This window comes from Micromonospora sp. WMMD736 (assembly GCF_049179015.1).
Classification (GTDB): domain Bacteria; phylum Actinomycetota; class Actinomycetes; order Mycobacteriales; family Micromonosporaceae; genus Micromonospora.
This window is the reverse complement of sequence record NZ_JBMHMI010000001.1, coordinates 3,537,511-3,554,429: the sequence shown is the minus strand read 5'-3', so window position 1 is coordinate 3,554,429 and position 16,919 is coordinate 3,537,511. Positions and strand designations below refer to the sequence as shown.

General features: G+C 70.6%; 12 protein-coding genes and 1 pseudogene. 9 read left to right on the top strand and 4 right to left on the bottom strand.

Annotated features, from left to right (window positions below):
• Positions 1-41 precede the first annotated feature (41 nt).
• From ACN269_RS15635 to ACN269_RS15625, 3 genes and pseudogenes are all read right to left on the bottom strand, one after another.
• Entirely contained in the window at positions 42-1,295 is a 1,254-nt protein-coding gene (locus ACN269_RS15635) for a phosphatidylserine decarboxylase (RefSeq protein WP_421473139.1), read from the bottom strand.
• Between the two features lie 629 nt (positions 1,296-1,924).
• Positions 1,925-2,119 (bottom strand): annotated as a pseudogene (locus ACN269_RS15630) (hypothetical protein); the annotation flags it as partial.
• Positions 2,116-3,909, bottom strand: coding sequence for a PspC domain-containing protein (locus ACN269_RS15625; protein WP_421473138.1), 1,794 nt, complete (start codon positions 3,907-3,909; stop codon positions 2,116-2,118). The gene ACN269_RS15625 and the pseudogene ACN269_RS15630, both read right to left, overlap by 4 nt.
• Positions 3,910-4,068: 159 nt before the next feature.
• On the opposite strand from ACN269_RS15625, the gene ACN269_RS15620 reads away from it, so the two are divergent.
• The 8 genes from ACN269_RS15620 to ACN269_RS15585 all read left to right on the top strand — a co-directional run bounded on the left by ACN269_RS15620 (position 4,069) and on the right by ACN269_RS15585 (position 13,749).
• Positions 4,069-5,334 carry a PspC domain-containing protein gene (locus ACN269_RS15620; protein ID WP_421473137.1) on the top strand — a complete coding sequence of 422 codons (1,266 nt, stop codon included), beginning with the start codon at positions 4,069-4,071 and terminating at the stop codon, positions 5,332-5,334.
• Between the two features lie 2 nt (positions 5,335-5,336).
• Positions 5,337-6,017, top strand: a complete 681-nt coding sequence (locus ACN269_RS15615; RefSeq protein ID WP_421476361.1) for a response regulator — start codon at positions 5,337-5,339, stop codon at positions 6,015-6,017.
• A gap of 190 nt (positions 6,018-6,207) precedes the next feature.
• A complete protein-coding gene (locus tag ACN269_RS15610; protein ID WP_421473136.1) occupies positions 6,208-7,371 on the top strand; it encodes a Cys-Gln thioester bond-forming surface protein in 1,164 nt (387 codons plus the stop codon).
• 649 nt (positions 7,372-8,020) lie between these two features.
• Positions 8,021-9,661, top strand: coding sequence for a peptide ABC transporter substrate-binding protein (locus ACN269_RS15605; protein WP_421473135.1), 1,641 nt, complete (start codon positions 8,021-8,023; stop codon positions 9,659-9,661).
• A gap of 149 nt (positions 9,662-9,810) precedes the next feature.
• Positions 9,811-10,737 (top strand): ABC transporter permease, encoded by a 927-nt coding sequence (locus tag ACN269_RS15600; protein ID WP_421473134.1) that lies wholly within the window; start codon positions 9,811-9,813, stop codon positions 10,735-10,737.
• The gene (locus ACN269_RS15595; RefSeq protein WP_421473133.1) at positions 10,730-11,689 is read left to right on the top strand and encodes an ABC transporter permease; all 960 of its coding nucleotides are present in this window, start codon (positions 10,730-10,732) and stop codon (positions 11,687-11,689) included. Before ACN269_RS15600 ends, ACN269_RS15595 begins: the two co-directional genes overlap by 8 nt.
• Positions 11,690-11,714: 25 nt before the next feature.
• On the top strand, positions 11,715-12,743 hold the full coding sequence (locus ACN269_RS15590) for an ABC transporter ATP-binding protein (protein ID WP_421476360.1): 1,029 nt from the start codon (positions 11,715-11,717) through the stop codon (positions 12,741-12,743).
• Positions 12,736-13,749 carry an ABC transporter ATP-binding protein gene (locus ACN269_RS15585; RefSeq protein WP_421473132.1) on the top strand — a complete coding sequence of 338 codons (1,014 nt, stop codon included), beginning with the start codon at positions 12,736-12,738 and terminating at the stop codon, positions 13,747-13,749. Before ACN269_RS15590 ends, ACN269_RS15585 begins: the two co-directional genes overlap by 8 nt.
• A gap of 66 nt (positions 13,750-13,815) precedes the next feature.
• Here the strand turns inward: ACN269_RS15585 and ACN269_RS15580 are convergent, their stop codons facing one another.
• Positions 13,816-14,208, bottom strand: coding sequence for a chorismate mutase (locus tag ACN269_RS15580; protein WP_421473131.1), 393 nt, complete (start codon positions 14,206-14,208; stop codon positions 13,816-13,818).
• Positions 14,209-14,500: 292 nt separating this feature from the next.
• Between ACN269_RS15580 and pcrA the strand changes: the two genes are divergently transcribed.
• Positions 14,501-16,906 carry a DNA helicase PcrA gene (gene pcrA, locus ACN269_RS15575; RefSeq protein WP_421473130.1) on the top strand — a complete coding sequence of 802 codons (2,406 nt, stop codon included), beginning with the start codon at positions 14,501-14,503 and terminating at the stop codon, positions 16,904-16,906.
• The last annotated feature ends 13 nt before the right edge of the window (positions 16,907-16,919 follow it).

Sequence of the window (16,919 nt, the reverse complement as noted above, 5' to 3'; positions counted from 1 at the left end):
GGGGCGCCGGGAACAGCGGCGCCCCGTTCTTCGTATCCGTCTCAGCGCCAGCGGGCGATGACCGTGGCACCGCCGATCACTTTGTCGCCCGGCCCCACCAGCGGTTCCGCGGCGTCGGCCGGCAGGTAGACGTCGGTCCGCGAGCCGAACCGGATGAGCCCGAACCGCTCGCCCTTGGCCAGCAGCGCGCCGATCGGCGCGCGCTGCACAATGCGGCGGGCGATCAGACCGGTCCGCTGCGCGACCACCACCGTGCCACGGCTGGTGTCCAGCACCGTGTACGCGGCGACGTTGTGCTCGGCGTCCGGCTTCATGGCGTTGACGAAACCACCGTCGGCGACGAAGTAGTCGACCACCTTGCCGGCGACCGGGGCCCGGTTGACGTGCACGTCCAGCACGGACAGGAAGACCGCGATCCGCAGCCACTCGCCGTCACCGAACCGCTCGTCGTACAGCCGCTGCACCGACAGGACCTTGCCGTCCGCACTGGCCACCACGGCATTCTTGTCCACCGGAACGTCCCGCTGCGGATCCCGGAAGAACGCGGCGACCGGGCCGGCCGCCAGCGCCGGCAGCAGCCACAGCTTGGACGACGGACGCGCTACCCGGGCCAGCACCGCCAGCGAAAGCGTGATGCCCGCCGCTGCCACCCCGTTGGAGTCGATGTGCATGCCCCTGGTCAGCGGCACGCTGGACGGCCGGTACGCCGGGGCCAGCTGGTCGGCCGCCGCCGGGCTGGCCGGCGTGAACCGCAGTCGGTGGACCCGTACCGGCGGCGAGTTGCGCAGCACCAGGTCGCTGCCGACGCCGTACAGGGCGTCCTGGCGGCCCAGTTCGCCGGCCGCGCCGGTGGTCCGGCCCGGCGTCGCGGTGGTGGCGATGCTCAGCACCGCGCCGTCGGCGAGGTACTTCGACAGCCCCTGGATGTCGTGCCGGGCCTCCTCGGCGGTGCCGACGAACGCCTCCGAGGCGACGACCACCGCCGAGGGCTCGGCGTCGGCGAGCGAGTCGACCACGCGTACCCGGTCGGCGACCCACCGACCCTGGGCGGTGACGTGCTCACGGAGCGCGGCGGCGGTGGACGACTCGGCGGGCACCACGGTGAGCCGGTCGCCGGGGAGCAACGCCTCGATCGCCGCGGCCAGCACCGCGGACTCCGGGCTCGCGCCGACCAGCAGCGCGGCCTTCGGGTCGTTCATCCGGGCCAGCTCGGAGACGAGCGTACGGGCGGCTCGCTCGCCGATGCGGACCGGACCGGATCGGCCGGTGGTACGCACGGCGGGGGACTGCGTCATGACGGGCGGGCTCCTGACGGGGTAGAGACGGGAATCGCGGCGGGGGCGCCATGGCGGGACGGGCCGGCCGGCGGAGGCGAGATCTCCACCGGCCAGCATATGCGCCTGTCCGTCCCTGCCGCACCGGCGAGCCCTACGGGCCGGACCGACCGCCGGGGTCAGGAAACCTCTCGCCGCCCCGTCTGCTCGTCGGTGCCTGTCGGATCGTCGCCGGTGACCTGGTCGTCGCTGGCCGCCGGGTCCTTGTCGGCTGCCGACTTCTCGGCCGGCGGATCGGCCGCCCGGTGCGCGTCGGCCGTAGTGACCGGATGGTGGTCGACCCGGGTCGTGTCGGCGGGCCGCGCCGTGACCGGCGCGGTCTCCGACTCTGCCGGGGCGTGAGCCAGCCAGGCCGGATGAACCGTGCCGTCCGTCGACGCGTCCGGTGTCCGCAGCTCCGCCGTGGGCGGTCCGGTTGCGGCGGTCCACGACGTGCCCGGTTGGGCCGCGCCCGGTTCGGTTGCGGCGGTCCACGACGTGCCCGGTTGGGCCGCGCCCGGTTCGGTTGCGGCGGTCCACGACGCGCCCGGCTCGGGCGTGACCGTGGCGGCGGAGGCCGTCGCCGCCGGCCCGGTGAACCCGTTCGGCTCCGGGCCGCCGGACCGGCCAGAGCGCAGCGCGCCGACCAGACCGAAGACCCCGATCAGGATCAGCGCGCCGGCCAGGAACCAGCCGACCGGCGGCAGCGCGAGCCCGAGCAGTTGGGCGAGCAGCCACCAGGCCGACAGCGCCAGGAACACCAGCCCGAAGGCGAACGAGAGCAGGTCCGTGCGGTGAACCTTCACCGGGTCACCTCCAGGTTGCCGGCATTGACGTGGATGTAGAGCCGCAGCTTCCCGCCGCCGGGGCCGTCGGCGCCCAGGTCGGTGGACTCCCGCAGCCGGCCGTCGATGCCGCCGGATCGGTTGCCGAAGACGGTGGCGTCGCCGGCGTTGACGTCGGCCACCGTGGTGACGTCCACGTTCGGCGGTACGACCACGGTCGCCTGACCGAAGTTGATCGCAACGGTCACCTGGGTGTCCTGCTTCGTGAAGTCGATGCCGCGCAGGTCGAGGACGGCGTCACCGAAGCTGTTCTCGTACCGGTCGGCGAGGTCGCGGTAGTCGGTGGGCGCCCAGGTGACCGCGCCGTCCACGCCCCGGATCCGGTCGTAGGACTCGGCGACGGTGGCCGTGCCCAGCGCGGCGGCCGTCACCAGCCCCAGCGCGATCAACCAGCGCGCCCGGCCGAACCAGGTGCCGACCAGCAGTCCCAGCCCGATGGTGGCCAACGCGGCGGCGAAGTACGCCGAGGCGCCGACGTCGAAGACGTCCAATAGGTCGAGCAGGGCGACCACGCCGAGCGCCAGGAAGATCAGCGAGAAGGTCACCGGACCGAGCGGCGAACGCTCCCGGGGTCGCTTGGCTGGCTTCGGTGGCTTGGGCGGTGGGTACGCGGCCGGAGCCGGTGCGGCGTACGGGCCGTGCGGCGCGAACGGAGGGCGGTATCCGCCCGGCGTCGCCGCCCCGGGATGGGTGGACGGGCCGGCGGCCGGCACGGCGGTCACCGGCGCGGACGGCCAGCCGCTGGTGGGCGGGCCGCTGGCCGGCCAGCCGGTGCCCTGCGAGGTGGCCGTCGCGGCGGCCGGCTGCCCGGACACCGGACCTACGCCGGGCACCATCGCCGCCGGGGACGCCGGCTGCGCGCCGATGGGTGGCTGACCACTCGGGACGGACGGGTACGCGCTCTGTGGCGCGGTGGCGTACGCGTCGCCCGCCAGCGGCGCGGTCGCCACCGGACCACCGGGCGGCACCGTGCCGTACGTGGGAGCGGGCCAGGCGACCGGCGGGACCGGCCCGGGTGGCGTGCCCGCCGGGCCGGGCGGCACCGGCCCACCCTGGGGCTGTGGCCCACGGTTGTCCCGGTTGAGGAGCAACGCGCCACCGATCAGGATGGCCGCGCCGAGCAGGACCGCGCGAAAGGCGTCGGTGACGATGTAGCCGAAGCTCGCGGCCACCAGGATGCCCAGGATGATCACGGTTACCGGGGACATGCTGGAACGGCCCCGCCCCAGCATCGACTCCACCGGGGAGGCCGTGTCGCCCTCGTTGGGGATGATCAGCCAGGCGGCGACGTACACCAGGATGCCGATGCCGCCGAAGAACCCGAGCACCGCGAGGAGCACCCGCCACAGCACCGGGTCGGTGTTGGTGGCCCGTCCGATCGCCGCGCAGACCCCGGCGAGGTAACGGCCGTCGCGGGGCCGGACCAGCCCGTACCGCGAGGTGAAGCCGGCGCCGCCCAGCGGGCCCCCGGACGCTCCGGCCGTGCCGGGCCCGCCAGGCGTACCCGCACCACCGCCGGGCCCGTAGCCCGTGCCGGACGTACCCCCGCCGGGGCCGTAGCCGGTACCGGCCGCGAAGCCGGCGCCCGGCGCGTAGCCGGCGCCCGGCGGCTCGTCGGTCGTCGGAGCGGCGGGCGGGCCGAACGTGGTCGGCTCGGTCCAGCCGGCGGGTGTCGTGGGCGGTGGGGGCGGTGCTGAACCGCCCGACTGTGCCGACCCGGGTCGGGGCGGCGGGGCAGCTTCCTCGGTCATGCCTCGATCCTGCTGCCCACCTCGCCCGAACGACCTCAGGACCCGACCCTGACGCCACCCTGAGATCCGGCAGGCCGGAATGTCGGGGGCGTCCCCGTGGTCGTCGGAGGCCGCAGCGTGTGACGATCGGACTCATCGACCCGCACCCAGCCCACCGCCGTGACCAGGGAGCCTGCGATCAGCACCGTGACCCCGCCTCCGCGCCTGTACCGGGCCCCCGAGCATCGGATGGCCGCTGGCGTCGCCGCCGGTATCGCCGACCACCTCGGCATCTCGGTGCTGCGCGTGCGCGTCGCGTTCATGGTGCTGCTCGGGCTCAGTGGGCTCGGGCTGCTGCTGTACGCGGCGTTCTGGGCGGTGGTGCCGCTGCGGCCCGGTGACACGGCCGTGCCGCCCCGGCGGGACGTGGCCCAACTCCTGCCGTTCGTCGGGATCGGGCTCGGTGTCCTGTTGATCCAGGTGATGGTCTTCGACTCGGTCGGCGCGGCGGGTACCGCCGGTTGGCTGGTGGCCATCATCGCGGTCGGCGCGGGCGTGATCTGGCACCAGTCGGCGCCCGAGCGGCGGCGTCGTTGGGGCGAGACGATGCCGGTCCCGTGGCTCGGTGCGGTCGTGGAGGAGAGCGACCGGCGGGCCTTCGTGCTCCGGTTCATCGGCGGCGGGGTGCTGGTCGCGGTCGGCATCATCGGTGTCGCGGCGGTCTACTCGCCGGCACAGAACTTCGACGCGGTGATCAACGGGGTGATCTTCGCCCTGGTCGGGCTGGCCGGGGTCGGCGTGGTCGCCGCGCCGGTGCTCTGGCGGACGTACAACCAGCTCCGCGCGGAGCGGGAGGGCCGCATCCGGGAGCAGGAGCGGGCTGAGCTGGCCGCGATGGTGCACGACCAGGTGCTGCACACCCTGGCGCTGATCCAGCGCAACGCGGGCGACGTCAAGACGGTGCAGCGGTTGGCGCGGGGGCAGGAGCGCTCGCTGCGCAACTGGCTCTACAAGCCCACAGCCTCGCCGAACGAGCGCTTCGCGGCCGCTCTGGAGCAGGCTGCCGCCGAGGTCGAGGACACGTTCGCGATCACCGTGGAGGCGGTGGTGGTGGGTGACCGCGAGACCGACGAGAAGGTCGGCGCGCTGGTCGCCGCGGCCCGGGAGGCGCTGGTGAACGCGGCGCGGCACGCCGGCGTGCAGACCGTGTCGCTCTACGCCGAGGTGGAACCGGAACAGGTAAGTGTCTTCGTCCGGGACCGGGGCAAGGGCTTCGATCCGGATACGGTGGAGGACCACCGGCACGGCGTACGCGGTTCGATCATCGGACGGATGAAGCGGCACGGCGGACGGGCCGAGATCCGGTCCGGCCCGGGGGAGGGGACCGAGGTCCGGTTGATCCTGCCGATCTCCCGGGACTCGTCCGCGGCGGAGAGGAACAGATGACCATGGCCGAGCAGCCGACGGAGCACCCGGCGGAGAACCGTCCGGAGCGCCTGCGGGTCTTCCTGGTGGACGACCACGCCATGTTCCGCGCCGGGGTACGCGCCGAGTTGGGCGCGCACGTCGAGGTGGTGGGCGAGGCGAGCACGGTGGCCGAGGCGGTCGCCCGGATCGCCGTCACGGTGCCCGACGTGGTGCTGCTCGACGTGCACATGCCCGACGGCGGTGGCCGCGCGGTGCTGGAGGCGATGCGGCGCAGTCACCCGCAGGTCAAGTTCCTGGCCCTGAGCGTCTCCGACGCGGCCGAGGACGTGATCGGGCTGATCCGGGCCGGCGCCCGGGGGTACGTCACCAAGACCATCTCTCCGGACGAGTTGGCCGCGGCGATCCGCCGGGTTGCCGACGGTGACGCCGTGTTCAGCCCACGGCTGGCCGGGTTCGTGCTGGACGCGTTCGCGGCCCGGCCGGACGCGCCGGTGGCCGACCCGGAGTTGGACCAGCTCACCAACCGTGAGCGGGAGGTGTTGCGCCTGCTCGCCCGGGGGTACGCGTACAAGGAGATCGCCAAGGAGCTGTTCATCTCCATCAAGACCGTGGAGACGCACGTGTCGAACGTGCTGCGCAAGCTCCAGATGTCCAACCGGTACGAGCTTTCCCGCTGGGCGGCGGACCGCCGGCTCGTGTGATCAATTCCTCCGCCCCGGCAATTCGGGCAGATGCCACGGATGCCGCTGGGCGGGGCTGACAAAAGATCAATCGTGGTTCCATACTGCCCCGGTCCCGTTTCCGCGCGTGGGTGTCGCATCCCGCGGAGACGGCGGCTCACGCGCGTGCCCGCCACGGCGGGTCACCCCTGGGGAAGAGGTACCACTTCTGATGTTCGGACAACGAGGACGACACTGGGCGCGGGTCGCGCTGGCGGCTGTCGCCGGCGGCGCCCTGGCGCTCGGCGTGGCGGGTGCGGCCGCCGCCGCTCCGGCCACCGGCGTGGCCAAGGCGGTCAAGGACAGCCAGGTCACCCTGAAGCTCGACGGCAAGCAGGTCACCACGTCCGCGCTCGCCCTGAAGATCGACGGCAAGCTGGTGCCGGCGTTCTGCATCGACTACCACACCAACGTCAAGCTCGACGGCAAGTACGACGAGGGAACCTGGGACGAGTCCCAGGTGAAGAACCTCGGCAAGGTGCAGTGGGTGCTCACCCACGGCTACCCGAACGCCGACTCGACCAAGCTCCTCGCCGCCGCCGGCGTGGACACCAAGATCGGCAAGAAGCAGCTCGACAACCTGCTCTACTTCGGCACCCAGACCGCCGTCTGGCACTTCAGCGACGGCATCGAGCTGGGCGCGTGGGAGAAGGGTCTGCTCGAGAAGAAGCAGTACGAGGTGATCACGAAGGTCCGTGACTATCTGGTCAAGAACGCCACCGACCAGCCGGAGCCGCGGGCCGAGCTGTCCGTCGACCCGGCCAGCGCCACCGCGACGGTCGGCGGCAAGGCCGGTCCGTTCACGGTGAAGGGCCCGGCGGGCGTCATCACCGTCGCGGCCACCGGCGGCACCGTCGTCGACGCCGAGGGCAAGCCGGTCACCACGACCACCAACGGCGGGCAGTTCTGGCTGGCCGCCGAGGCCGCCGGCGCGGTCAACGTGACCCTGACCGCGCAGGACTCGGTCTCCTTCGGCCGGGTGTTCCTGTTCACCGGCCCGAAGAAGGCGCAGAAGCTGATCCTCGGTGGCAGCACCGGCGCGACCGTCACCGCCCGGGCGGCGGCCACCTTCACCGCCGTACCCACCACCCCGCCGGCCACCCCGTCGGCGACCCCGAGCGCGTCGGCCTCCCCGACCACCCCGTCGGCCACGCCGTCGGACTCGGCGCAGCCGGCCAGCCCGGCCCCGTCCACCTCGCCGGCGAGCAACGGTGGCGGCCTGCCGCTGACCGGTTCGCCGATCGCGGCGGCGGCGACCGCGGGTCTGCTGCTGCTCGCCGCGGGCGCGGTGGCTGTCCTGGTGGTGCGTCGCCGCAAGGTCCGCTTCACCGCCTGATCCATCTCGCCGCACCATCGGCCCCGGAACCGCGCGAGCGGTGCCGGGGCCGATGTCATTTCGGCGGCGGGTGGTGGGCAGAAGTCCGTCCGCGACGCCCTCGTCCACCCAGTCGGCGCTGGTGCCCGTCTAGCGGACGAGGACATCGTCCGGACGGGCAAAGAACAGTGGGTGCGCGTTCGGCTACGGATCGACGGCCCCGGGCGCGGGGCGACTCACGAAGGTCGGGTCTGAGCGCGCTCGGGTCGCCTAGCAGGTCGAAGCGTCGAGGTCGGGGAGGTGCACAGCGACCGTTTTATGATCATTTTTCAAGTATCGGCTACGTGGCGGGCAACTAACGGCTTGATAACGGCACCTTCACGGAAGAGGCCGGTGGGTGTCACAGTGGCAGCACCTCACCCTCGGTGTGTGGCACTCCGTACGGCCCACGACCATGATCTCCGCTGCTTCCCGGCGGGTTCGTGGTCGCGACGCCTGCGTAGGGTCGTGCCCTGTCGGGTGGGGAGCCCGGCGGATCGGAACATCAGGGGTGTCTCCAAACTTCCCTGTGGTCCCGGCGACCTCCGCCCCGAGGTAGCCGGGCGGTGTCACCCCCAAACGTGCGTGAAACCCACGACGGAACCAGGTTAGAAAGAGGAGGCCCCTCGGAATGAGAGTCTCGAAGCGGGCGACGAGCGCGATCGCGCTCAGCGCGGCCGCCGCGCTTGTCGCGAGCGGTTGCTCGAGCGGTGACGGTGACGGCGACGCTGCCGCCAGCAAGGATGGCGCCATCGTCATCCACGGCGTCCAGCCGGAGAACCCGCTGGTTCCGTCGAACACCACGGAGACCGGCGGTGGCAAGGTCATCGACTGGCTGTTCACCGGCCTGGTCGAGTACCCGAACGACGGTGGGGCCCCGCGCAACGCGCTGGCCGAGTCCATCGACACCAAGGACTCCAAGGTCTTCACGATCAAGATCAAGAAGGGTACCAAGTTCCACGACGGTACCGAGGTGAAGGCGAAGAACTTCGTCGACGCCTGGAACTGGGCCGCGTACTCGCCGAACGGCGCGCAGAATGGCTCCTTCTTCGCGGACATCGAGGGCTTCGACAAGACCTACACCGAGGACCCGGACGGCCCGGAGGGCCCGCAGAAGGCCCCGACCCCGACGGCCGACAAGCTCTCCGGCCTGAAGGTCATCGACGAGCAGACCTTCGAGGTCACCCTCGCCGCCCCGACCGCGGTCTTCCCGACCAAGCTCGGCTACAGCGCCTTCATGCCGCTGCCGGACAAGTTCTTCACCATGAAGCCCGAGGAGTTCGGTAAGAACCCGATCGGCAACGGCCCGGTGAAGTTCGTCTCGTGGCAGGACAACGTCCTCATCAAGCTCACGCGCTTCGACGACTACAACCTGCGTGACAAGATGAAGATCAAGGACGTCGACGTCAAGCTGTACCAGGACGAGACGGCCGCCTACGCCGACCTGCTGAGCAACAACCTCGACTTCATGGAGGTTGTCCCCACCTCGGCGCTCGCCGGCGACAAGTGGAAGGCCGACCTCGGTGACCGGGGTCTGAACACGGTCACCCCGTCGACCGCGTTCATCGCGTTCCCGATCTACGACAAGCGCTTCCAGAACCCGAAGCTGCGTCGCGCGGTCTCGCTGTCGATCAACCGGCAGGAGATCTCGGACAAGATCTTCTTCGGTACCCGCAAGCCGGCCGACAGCTGGGCGAACCCGCTGACCCCGGGCGCCAAGCCGGGCAACTGCACCGCCTGCAAGTTCGACCCGACCACGGCCAAGCAGCTGCTGACCGAGGCCGGCGGCTTCACCGGTGAGATGGTGTTCTACTACAACGCCGACTCCAGCCACAAGGACTGGATGGACGCCGTTGCGCAGCAGGTCAAGACCAACCTCGGCATCGAGGCTCGCGCCGAGGGCGTTCCGACCTTCGCGGTCTTCCGCCAGAACATCAACGCGCACAAGATGACCGGCCCGTACCGTGCCGCCTGGCAGCAGGACTACCCGGACGTGGAGAACTGGGTCAACCCGCTCTACGTCAAGGGTGGCTCCTCCAACGACGGTCTGTACAGCAACCCGCAGGTCGACACCCTGGCCAAGCAGGCCAGCGCCGCGCCGAGCCTGGAGGCCTCGCACGAGGCGTTCGCCAAGGCCGTCGAGGTTGTCGACCAGGACGTCCCGAGCATCCCGATCTACTTCTACGGCCAGCAGTCCGGCCACTCGGAGAAGATCAAGAAGCTCGAGCTGAACAACGTCGGCGAACTCGACATCACCTCGGTCGAGCTCTGATCCGTACGGTCTGACCCCGGGTCGGGCTCGCCACATCCGGTGAGCCCGACCCGGGGCCGTTCCGCGAGTGGGTGCTACAACATGCCACTCGCCACGTTGTCACCACCGTGTCGGCCGTCCGACGCGCCCCCTGTCTGGAGGACCACCCCATGGGCCGTTATCTGTTGAGACGGCTGCTCCAACTCGTGCCGGTCTTCATCGGCTCGACTTTCCTGATCTACTGGCTCGTCTGGTCGGTCCCGGGCGACCCGTTCGCCGGCAAGTGCGGCGAGCGGCGCTGCCCGGATCAGTACATCGCGTACATGACCGAGAAGTACCACCTGGACCAGAACGTCTTCGTGCAGTACGGCAACTACATGAAGAACCTCCTTCAGGGCGACTTCGGGCAGACGTTCTCGCAGCGCGAGATCGGCGACATCATCGCCACGGCGTACCCGAACACGCTGAAGCTGGCCCTGGTCGCGCTCGCCATCGAGGCCGTCATCGGCCTCGGCGCCGGCATCCTGACCGGTCTGCGTCGCAACGGCTTCCTGGACAACCTGGTCCTGGTCTCGACCCTCTTCCTGCTCGCGCTGCCGGTGTTCGTCGTCGGCTTCGTGCTGCAGTGGCTGCTGGGCGTGCAGTGGAAGATCGTCCACCCGACGGTCTCGTCCGAGATGCGGTTCTCCGAACTGATCGTCCCGGGCTTCGTGCTCGGTAGCGCGTCGGTGGCGTACATCGCCCGGGTGGCTCGCACGAGCATCGCGGAGAACCGCCGCGCCGACTACGTGCGCACGGCCATCGCCAAGGGCCTGCCGATGCGCCGGGTGGTCGGTGTGCACCTGCTGCGCAACTCGCTCATCCCGGTGGTCACCCTGCTCGGCACCGACCTTGGCGCGCTGATGGGCGGCGCGATCGTCACCGAGGGCATCTTCGGCATCAACGGCATCGGCCGCGAGGTCTACCGCGCGATCATCACCAAGGAGAGCGCTACGGTGGTTGGCATCGTGGTCGTACTGGTGGTCGTCTATCTGTTGATGAACCTGTTGGTCGACCTGCTCTACGCCGCCCTGGACCCGAGGATCCGTTATGAGTGACCCAAGCACCGCATCGATCGTCAGCACCCCTACCCCGCAGGCGACCGACACGCCGGCCGCACCCGGCCCGCAGAGCAACGAGAAGCCGCGCGGTCTGCTCGGTGACGCCTGGCGCGACCTGCGCCGCAAGCCACTGTTCTGGATCTCGGCGACGGTCATCGTCATCTTCCTGTTGATGGCGGCCTTCCCGTCGCTGTTCGCCCCGGGAGACGCGGTCAACGGATCGCTGTCGCGGAGCCTCGACAAGGCCTCCGGAAGCGCCTGGTTCGGGTACGACCTGCAGGGCCGGGACGTCTACGCCCGGGTCATCTACGGCGCGCGTGCCTCCGTCGTGGTCGCCGTGCTCTCCGTGATCGGCACCCTGCTGGTCGGCGGCACCATGGGCATCATCTCCGGCTACCTCGGTGGTTGGGTCGACACGCTGCTCAGCCGGATCGCCGACGTGTTCTTCGGTATCCCGTTCGTGCTCGGCGCGATCGTCATCCTGACCACGTTCAACGGTTCGGGCGCCAGCAACAGCAAGGCCGAGATCATGGGCCTGGTGACCATCTCGCTGATCGTGCTGAGCTGGCCGGTCGTGATGCGGCTGATGCGCTCCTCGGTGCTCGCCACCAAGGAGGCCGACTACATCGTCGCGGCCCGCGCGTTGGGTGCCGGTAGCGGTCGGATCATCCTCAAGCACCTGCTGCCGAACTGCCTGGCCCCGCTGCTGGTCTACGGCACGATCATGGTCGGCTCGTTCATCGGCGCCGAGGCCACCCTGTCGTTCCTGGGTGTCGGCCTGAAGTCGCCGGTGGTGTCCTGGGGCATCATGATCAGCGACGGCAAGGATTTCATCCGGGTCGCGCCGGGGCTGGTGTTCTTCCCCGCCGCCTTCCTCGTCGCCGCAGTGCTGAGCTTCGTGATGCTCGGTGAGGCGGTCCGCGAGGCCCTCGATCCGAAACTCCGCTAGGGGAGATCCAGTGTCCGACATTCTCGTGTCCGAGCAGTCCGCGCCGGGATCCGGCGGGTCCGGGCGTCCCTCCGGCCGGCTGCTCGAGGTCGACGACCTGCGGGTGGAGTTCCGTACCCGGGACGGCGTCGCAAAGGTCATCAACGGGGTCACGTACCACGTCAACGCGGGGGAGACCCTCGCCGTGCTTGGCGAGTCCGGCTCCGGCAAGAGCGTCACGGCGCAGACCATCATGGGCATCCTCGACATGCCTCCCGGCTTCATCACCGGTGGGCAGGTCCGCTTCCACGGCAAGGACATGCTCCGTATGTCCGCCGAGGAGCGTCGTCGCATCCGCGGCGAGGGCATCGCGATGATCTTCCAGGACGCGCTCTCCGCCCTGAACCCGGTCTTCACCGTCGGGTTCCAGATCGCCGAGCAGTTCCGGGTCCGGCGGGGCATGGGTCGCGCCGAAGCCAAGAAGCGCGCGATCGAAATGCTCGACCAGGTCAAGATTCCGAACGCCAAGGGCCGGTTCAACAACTATCCGCACCAGTTCTCCGGCGGTATGCGGCAGCGCGCGATGATCGCGATGTCGCTGGCGCTCGACCCCGAGGTGCTGATCGCCGACGAGCCGACCACCGCGCTCGACGTGACCGTGCAGGCCCAGATCATGGACCTGCTCGCGGAGCTTCAGCGTGAGCGGCAGATGGGCATGATCCTGATCACCCACGACCTCGGCGTGGTCGCCGACGTCGCGGACCGGATCGCCGTCATGTACGCGGGCCGCATCGTCGAGGAAGCCGACGTGTACGACCTGTACGCCAAGCCGGCGCACCCGTACACGTTGGGTCTGATCGACTCGATCCCGCGGCTCGACGAGAAGGGGCAGCAGCTCCGGACGATCAAGGGTCTCCCGCCGAACCTGATGAACATCCCGCCGGGCTGCCCGTTCAACCCGCGCTGCCCCATGGCTCAGCCGGTGTGCCGGGAGAAGGTCCCCCCGCTGCTTCAGGTGGGCCACTCCCGGGCCAGCGCCTGCCACTTCGCCGAGGAGCTGGTGAACCGTGTCTGAGAACATCCTCGAGGTCCGTGACCTGGTCAAGCACTACCCCGTCACGCAGGGTGTGGTGTTCAAGAAGACCGTCGGTCAGGTCAAGGCCGTCGACGGGGTCTCCTTCGGTCTGGGGGCCGGCGAGACGCTCGGTGTCGTCGGCGAGTCCGGCTGTGGCAAGTCGACCCTCGCCCGGGTTCTGATGAACCTGGAGAAGCCGACCGCCGGTGGGGTGATCTACAAGGGCCAGGACATCTCCAAGCTCTCCGGCGGCGCGCTGCGTCGTTTGCGTCGGCAGATCCAGCTGGTCATGCAGGACCCGTACACCTCGCTCAACCCGCGGATGACGGTCGGCGACCTGATCGGTGAGCCGTTCGAGATCCACCCGGAGGTGGCGCCCCGGGGCAGCCGTCGGGCCAAGGTTCGCGAACTGCTCGACCTGGTCGGGCTGAACCCGGAGCACATCAACCGGTACCCGCACCAGTTCTCCGGCGGTCAGCGCCAGCGCATCGGCATCGCCCGTGCGCTCGCGCTGCGGCCCGAGGTGATCGTCTGCGACGAGCCCGTCTCGGCGCTCGACGTCTCCATCCAGGCCCAGGTGATGAACCTGCTGGAGAAGCTCCAGGGCGAGCTGGGGCTCTCGTACATCTTCATCGCCCACGACCTGTCGGTGGTCCGCCACCTGTCGGACCGCGTGGCGGTGATGTACCTCGGCAAGATCGTCGAGATCGGCACCGAGGACGAGATCTACGAGCGGCCGACCCACCCGTACACCCAGGCGCTGCTCTCGGCGGTGCCGGTGCCGGACCCGACCCAGCGGAACAACAAGACGATCATCCGGCTCACGGGTGACGTGCCGTCGCCGATCAGCCCGCCCTCGGGCTGCCGGTTCCGGACCCGCTGCTGGAAGGCGCAGGATGTCTGCGCCGAGCAGGTCCCGCTGCTGGAGATCCGCCGCGACTCGGACCACCCGAGCGCCTGCCACTTCGCAGAGCGGCGCGAGATCGTCGCCACCCACGAGGCGTGATTCACCGGAACCGCCTGCCGACGTCACCACGACGACGGCAGGCGGTTCCGTCTGTCCAGGCTCGCCCTACAGCGGACCGCGGCCCGCTCGCAGCAGCAACAGCGCCAGTTGCGTACCGTCGGCACCGAGCGCGAGCCGGAAGCGTTCCAGGATGTCGCGTTCCCGGGAGAGCACCAGCCGCGTGCCGCCGGAGGCCATCCGGGTCGCGCCGACCTCCCGCGACAGCGCGGCCCGCTCCTGCCAGAGCGTGATCAGGGCATGGTCGATCTCGTCGATCCGTTCCCTGATCTGCACGATCCGCGCGGCGGCGGTCGGCTCCACGGTGCCGGTCGGCGCGTCGGCCGTTTCGCCGGATTCCACCGGAAGGGCCGCCGCCTCCGGCGTGCTCCCGTCCGCCGGGGCCTGTACCGGGTCCGGCCGTGCCGGGCCGCCGTTCTGCTCCACCACGTCTGTCATCATCGGGTACCTCTCGCGCTCTGGTGCCCCGTGCCCGCAACCCGGGACGAAAAAGCCCCGGACTCCAGGAGCCCGGGGCTTTTCGCAGGTCTGATCGATCAGGCGCGACCTACGGCAGCCGGACTCCCGGTGCCGTAGTAAAAGTAGTAGCGCGCTCCGATCACGCCGTCGAGTATGCCCACGCGGACGGCCGGTGCGCAAGGATTCGACGCGGTTCGTGACGCCGTGTCCGGCTGACGGACAGGCCCCGCACCGGTCGGGAAGTGTCCGGCTGGCGGCATAGACTTGTCGCGCGATGCATCCTCTCTTCGACATCCCCGCGTCCCCGCCCGCGCCGGAGTCCGCGCCGGCCCGTCCGCACCGGCCCGGGTCCGCCTCCGCCCGCCTCGATCCGGGTCAACTGCTCGACGGGTTGAACGGGCCGCAGCGCGATGCGGTCAGCCACGCTGGTTCCCCGTTGCTGATCGTGGCCGGCGCCGGTTCCGGCAAGACCCGGGTGCTCACCCACCGGATCGCCTACCTACTCGCCGCACGGGACGTCCATCCCGGCGAGATCATCGCCATCACGTTCACCAACAAGGCGGCGGGCGAGATGAAGGAGCGCGTCGCCGCGCTTGTCGGTCCCCGGGCCCGGCTGATGTGGGTGTCGACGTTCCACTCCGCGTGCGTCCGCATCCTGCGCGCCGAGCACGAGCACGCCGGCCTCAAGTCGACGTTCTCGATCTACGACGCGGACGATTCCCGCCGCCTGATGCAGCTGGTCGCCCGGGAGCTGGATCTCGACCCGAAGCGCTACCCGGCGCGTGGGCTGGCCGCCCAGGTCTCCAACCTCAAGAACGAGCTGGTCGACCCGGAGCAGTTCGCCGCGCGGGCCAGCGGGCCCAACGAGCGGGCGCTCGCCGAGGCGTACACGCTCTACCAGCGCCGGCTGCGCGAGGCGCACGCGCTGGACTTCGACGACCTGATCATGACGACGGTGCACCTGCTCCAGTCCCACCCGCACGTGGCCGAGAGCTACCGGCGGCGGTTCCGGCACGTGCTAGTCGACGAATACCAGGACACCAACCACGCCCAGTACGTCCTGATCAAGGAGCTGGTCTCCGGCACCGACGGGTTGGCGCCGGCCGAGCTGTGCGTGGTCGGTGACGCCGACCAGTCGATCTACGCGTTCCGGGGCGCGACGATCCGCAACATCCTGGAGTTCGAGCGGGACTTCACCGACGCGCGGACGATCCTGCTGGAACAGAACTACCGCTCCACGCAGACCATCCTCAACGCGGCCAACGCGGTGATCGACCGGAACACCTCCCGCAAGCCGAAGCGGCTGTGGAGCGAGGCCGGCGACGGCGAGCGGATCGTCGGCTACGTGGCGGACACCGAGCACGCCGAGGCCGACTGGGTGGGCCGGGAGATCGACCGGCTGGTCGACGCCGACGAGACCCGCCCCGGTGACGTCGCCGTCTTCTACCGCACCAACGCCCAGTCCCGCGTCTTCGAGGAGGTGTTCATCCGGGTCGGCCTGCCGTACAAGGTGGTCGGCGGGGTGCGCTTCTACGAGCGCAAGGAGGTCCGTGACGCGCTGGCGTACCTGCGTTCGGTGGTCAACGACGACGACACCGTGAGCCTGCGGCGGGTGCTGAACACCCCGCGCCGGGGGATCGGCGACCGTGCGGAGGCGTGCGTCGAGGCGCTGTCCAGCCGCGACCGGATCTCGTTCGGCGCGGCGCTGCGGCGTGCCAAGGACGCCCCGGGCATCTCCACCCGGGCGGCGAACGGCATCGCCGACTTCGTGGCGCTGCTCGACGGCGCGCGGGAGCTGGCCGAGACCGGCACCCCGGAGGAGGTGCTGGAGGCCCTGCTGACCCGCTCGGGCTACCTCACCGAGCTGGAGGAGAGCCTCGACCCGCAGGACGCCGGCCGGGTGGACAACCTCCAGGAGCTGGTCAGCGTCGCCCGGGAGTACACCGAGCGGATCGAGGCCCTGGGCGAGGACGGGGAACGGGCCACCCTGGCCGGGTTCCTGGAGCAGGTCGCCTTGGTGGCCGACGCGGACCAGATCCCCTCCGACGACCCCGACCACCAGGGCGTCGTCACCCTGATGACGTTGCACACCGCCAAGGGCCTGGAATTCCCGGTGGTCTTCCTGACCGGCCTGGAGGACGGCGTCTTCCCGCACCTGCGCTCGCTGGGCGACACCCGCGAGTTGGAGGAGGAGCGCCGACTGGCGTACGTGGGGATCACCCGGGCCCGACAGCGGCTCTACCTGTCCCGTGCGGTCACCCGCTCGGCGTGGGGGCAGCCGTCCTACAACCCGCCGTCGCGCTTCCTGGAGGAGCTGCCGCCGGAGCTGGTGCGCTGGGAGCGCACCGAGGGGTCGTACACCTCGTGGGCCGGCGGGGGCGGCGGCGTCGGTGGCCGCGCGGACCGCGCGCCCGGCGGGCGCGGTACCTTCACCGGGGGTACGCCCAAGGCGGCCCAGCTCGCCCAGCGGCTCGGCGTGGACGGCAGTCGCCTGACCACGGCCAGCGAGCTGCCGCAGGGGCCGAAGGTGGCGGCCGGCGACCGGGTCAACCACCAGCGCTACGGCCTGGGGCGGGTGCTCGCCGTCGAGGGTCACGGCCCCGGCGCCCGAGCGCAGATCGACTTCGGCGACCAGACCATGTGGCTGGTCCTGCGCCACGCCCCGGTCGACAAGCTCTGAACCCGCGCCGACG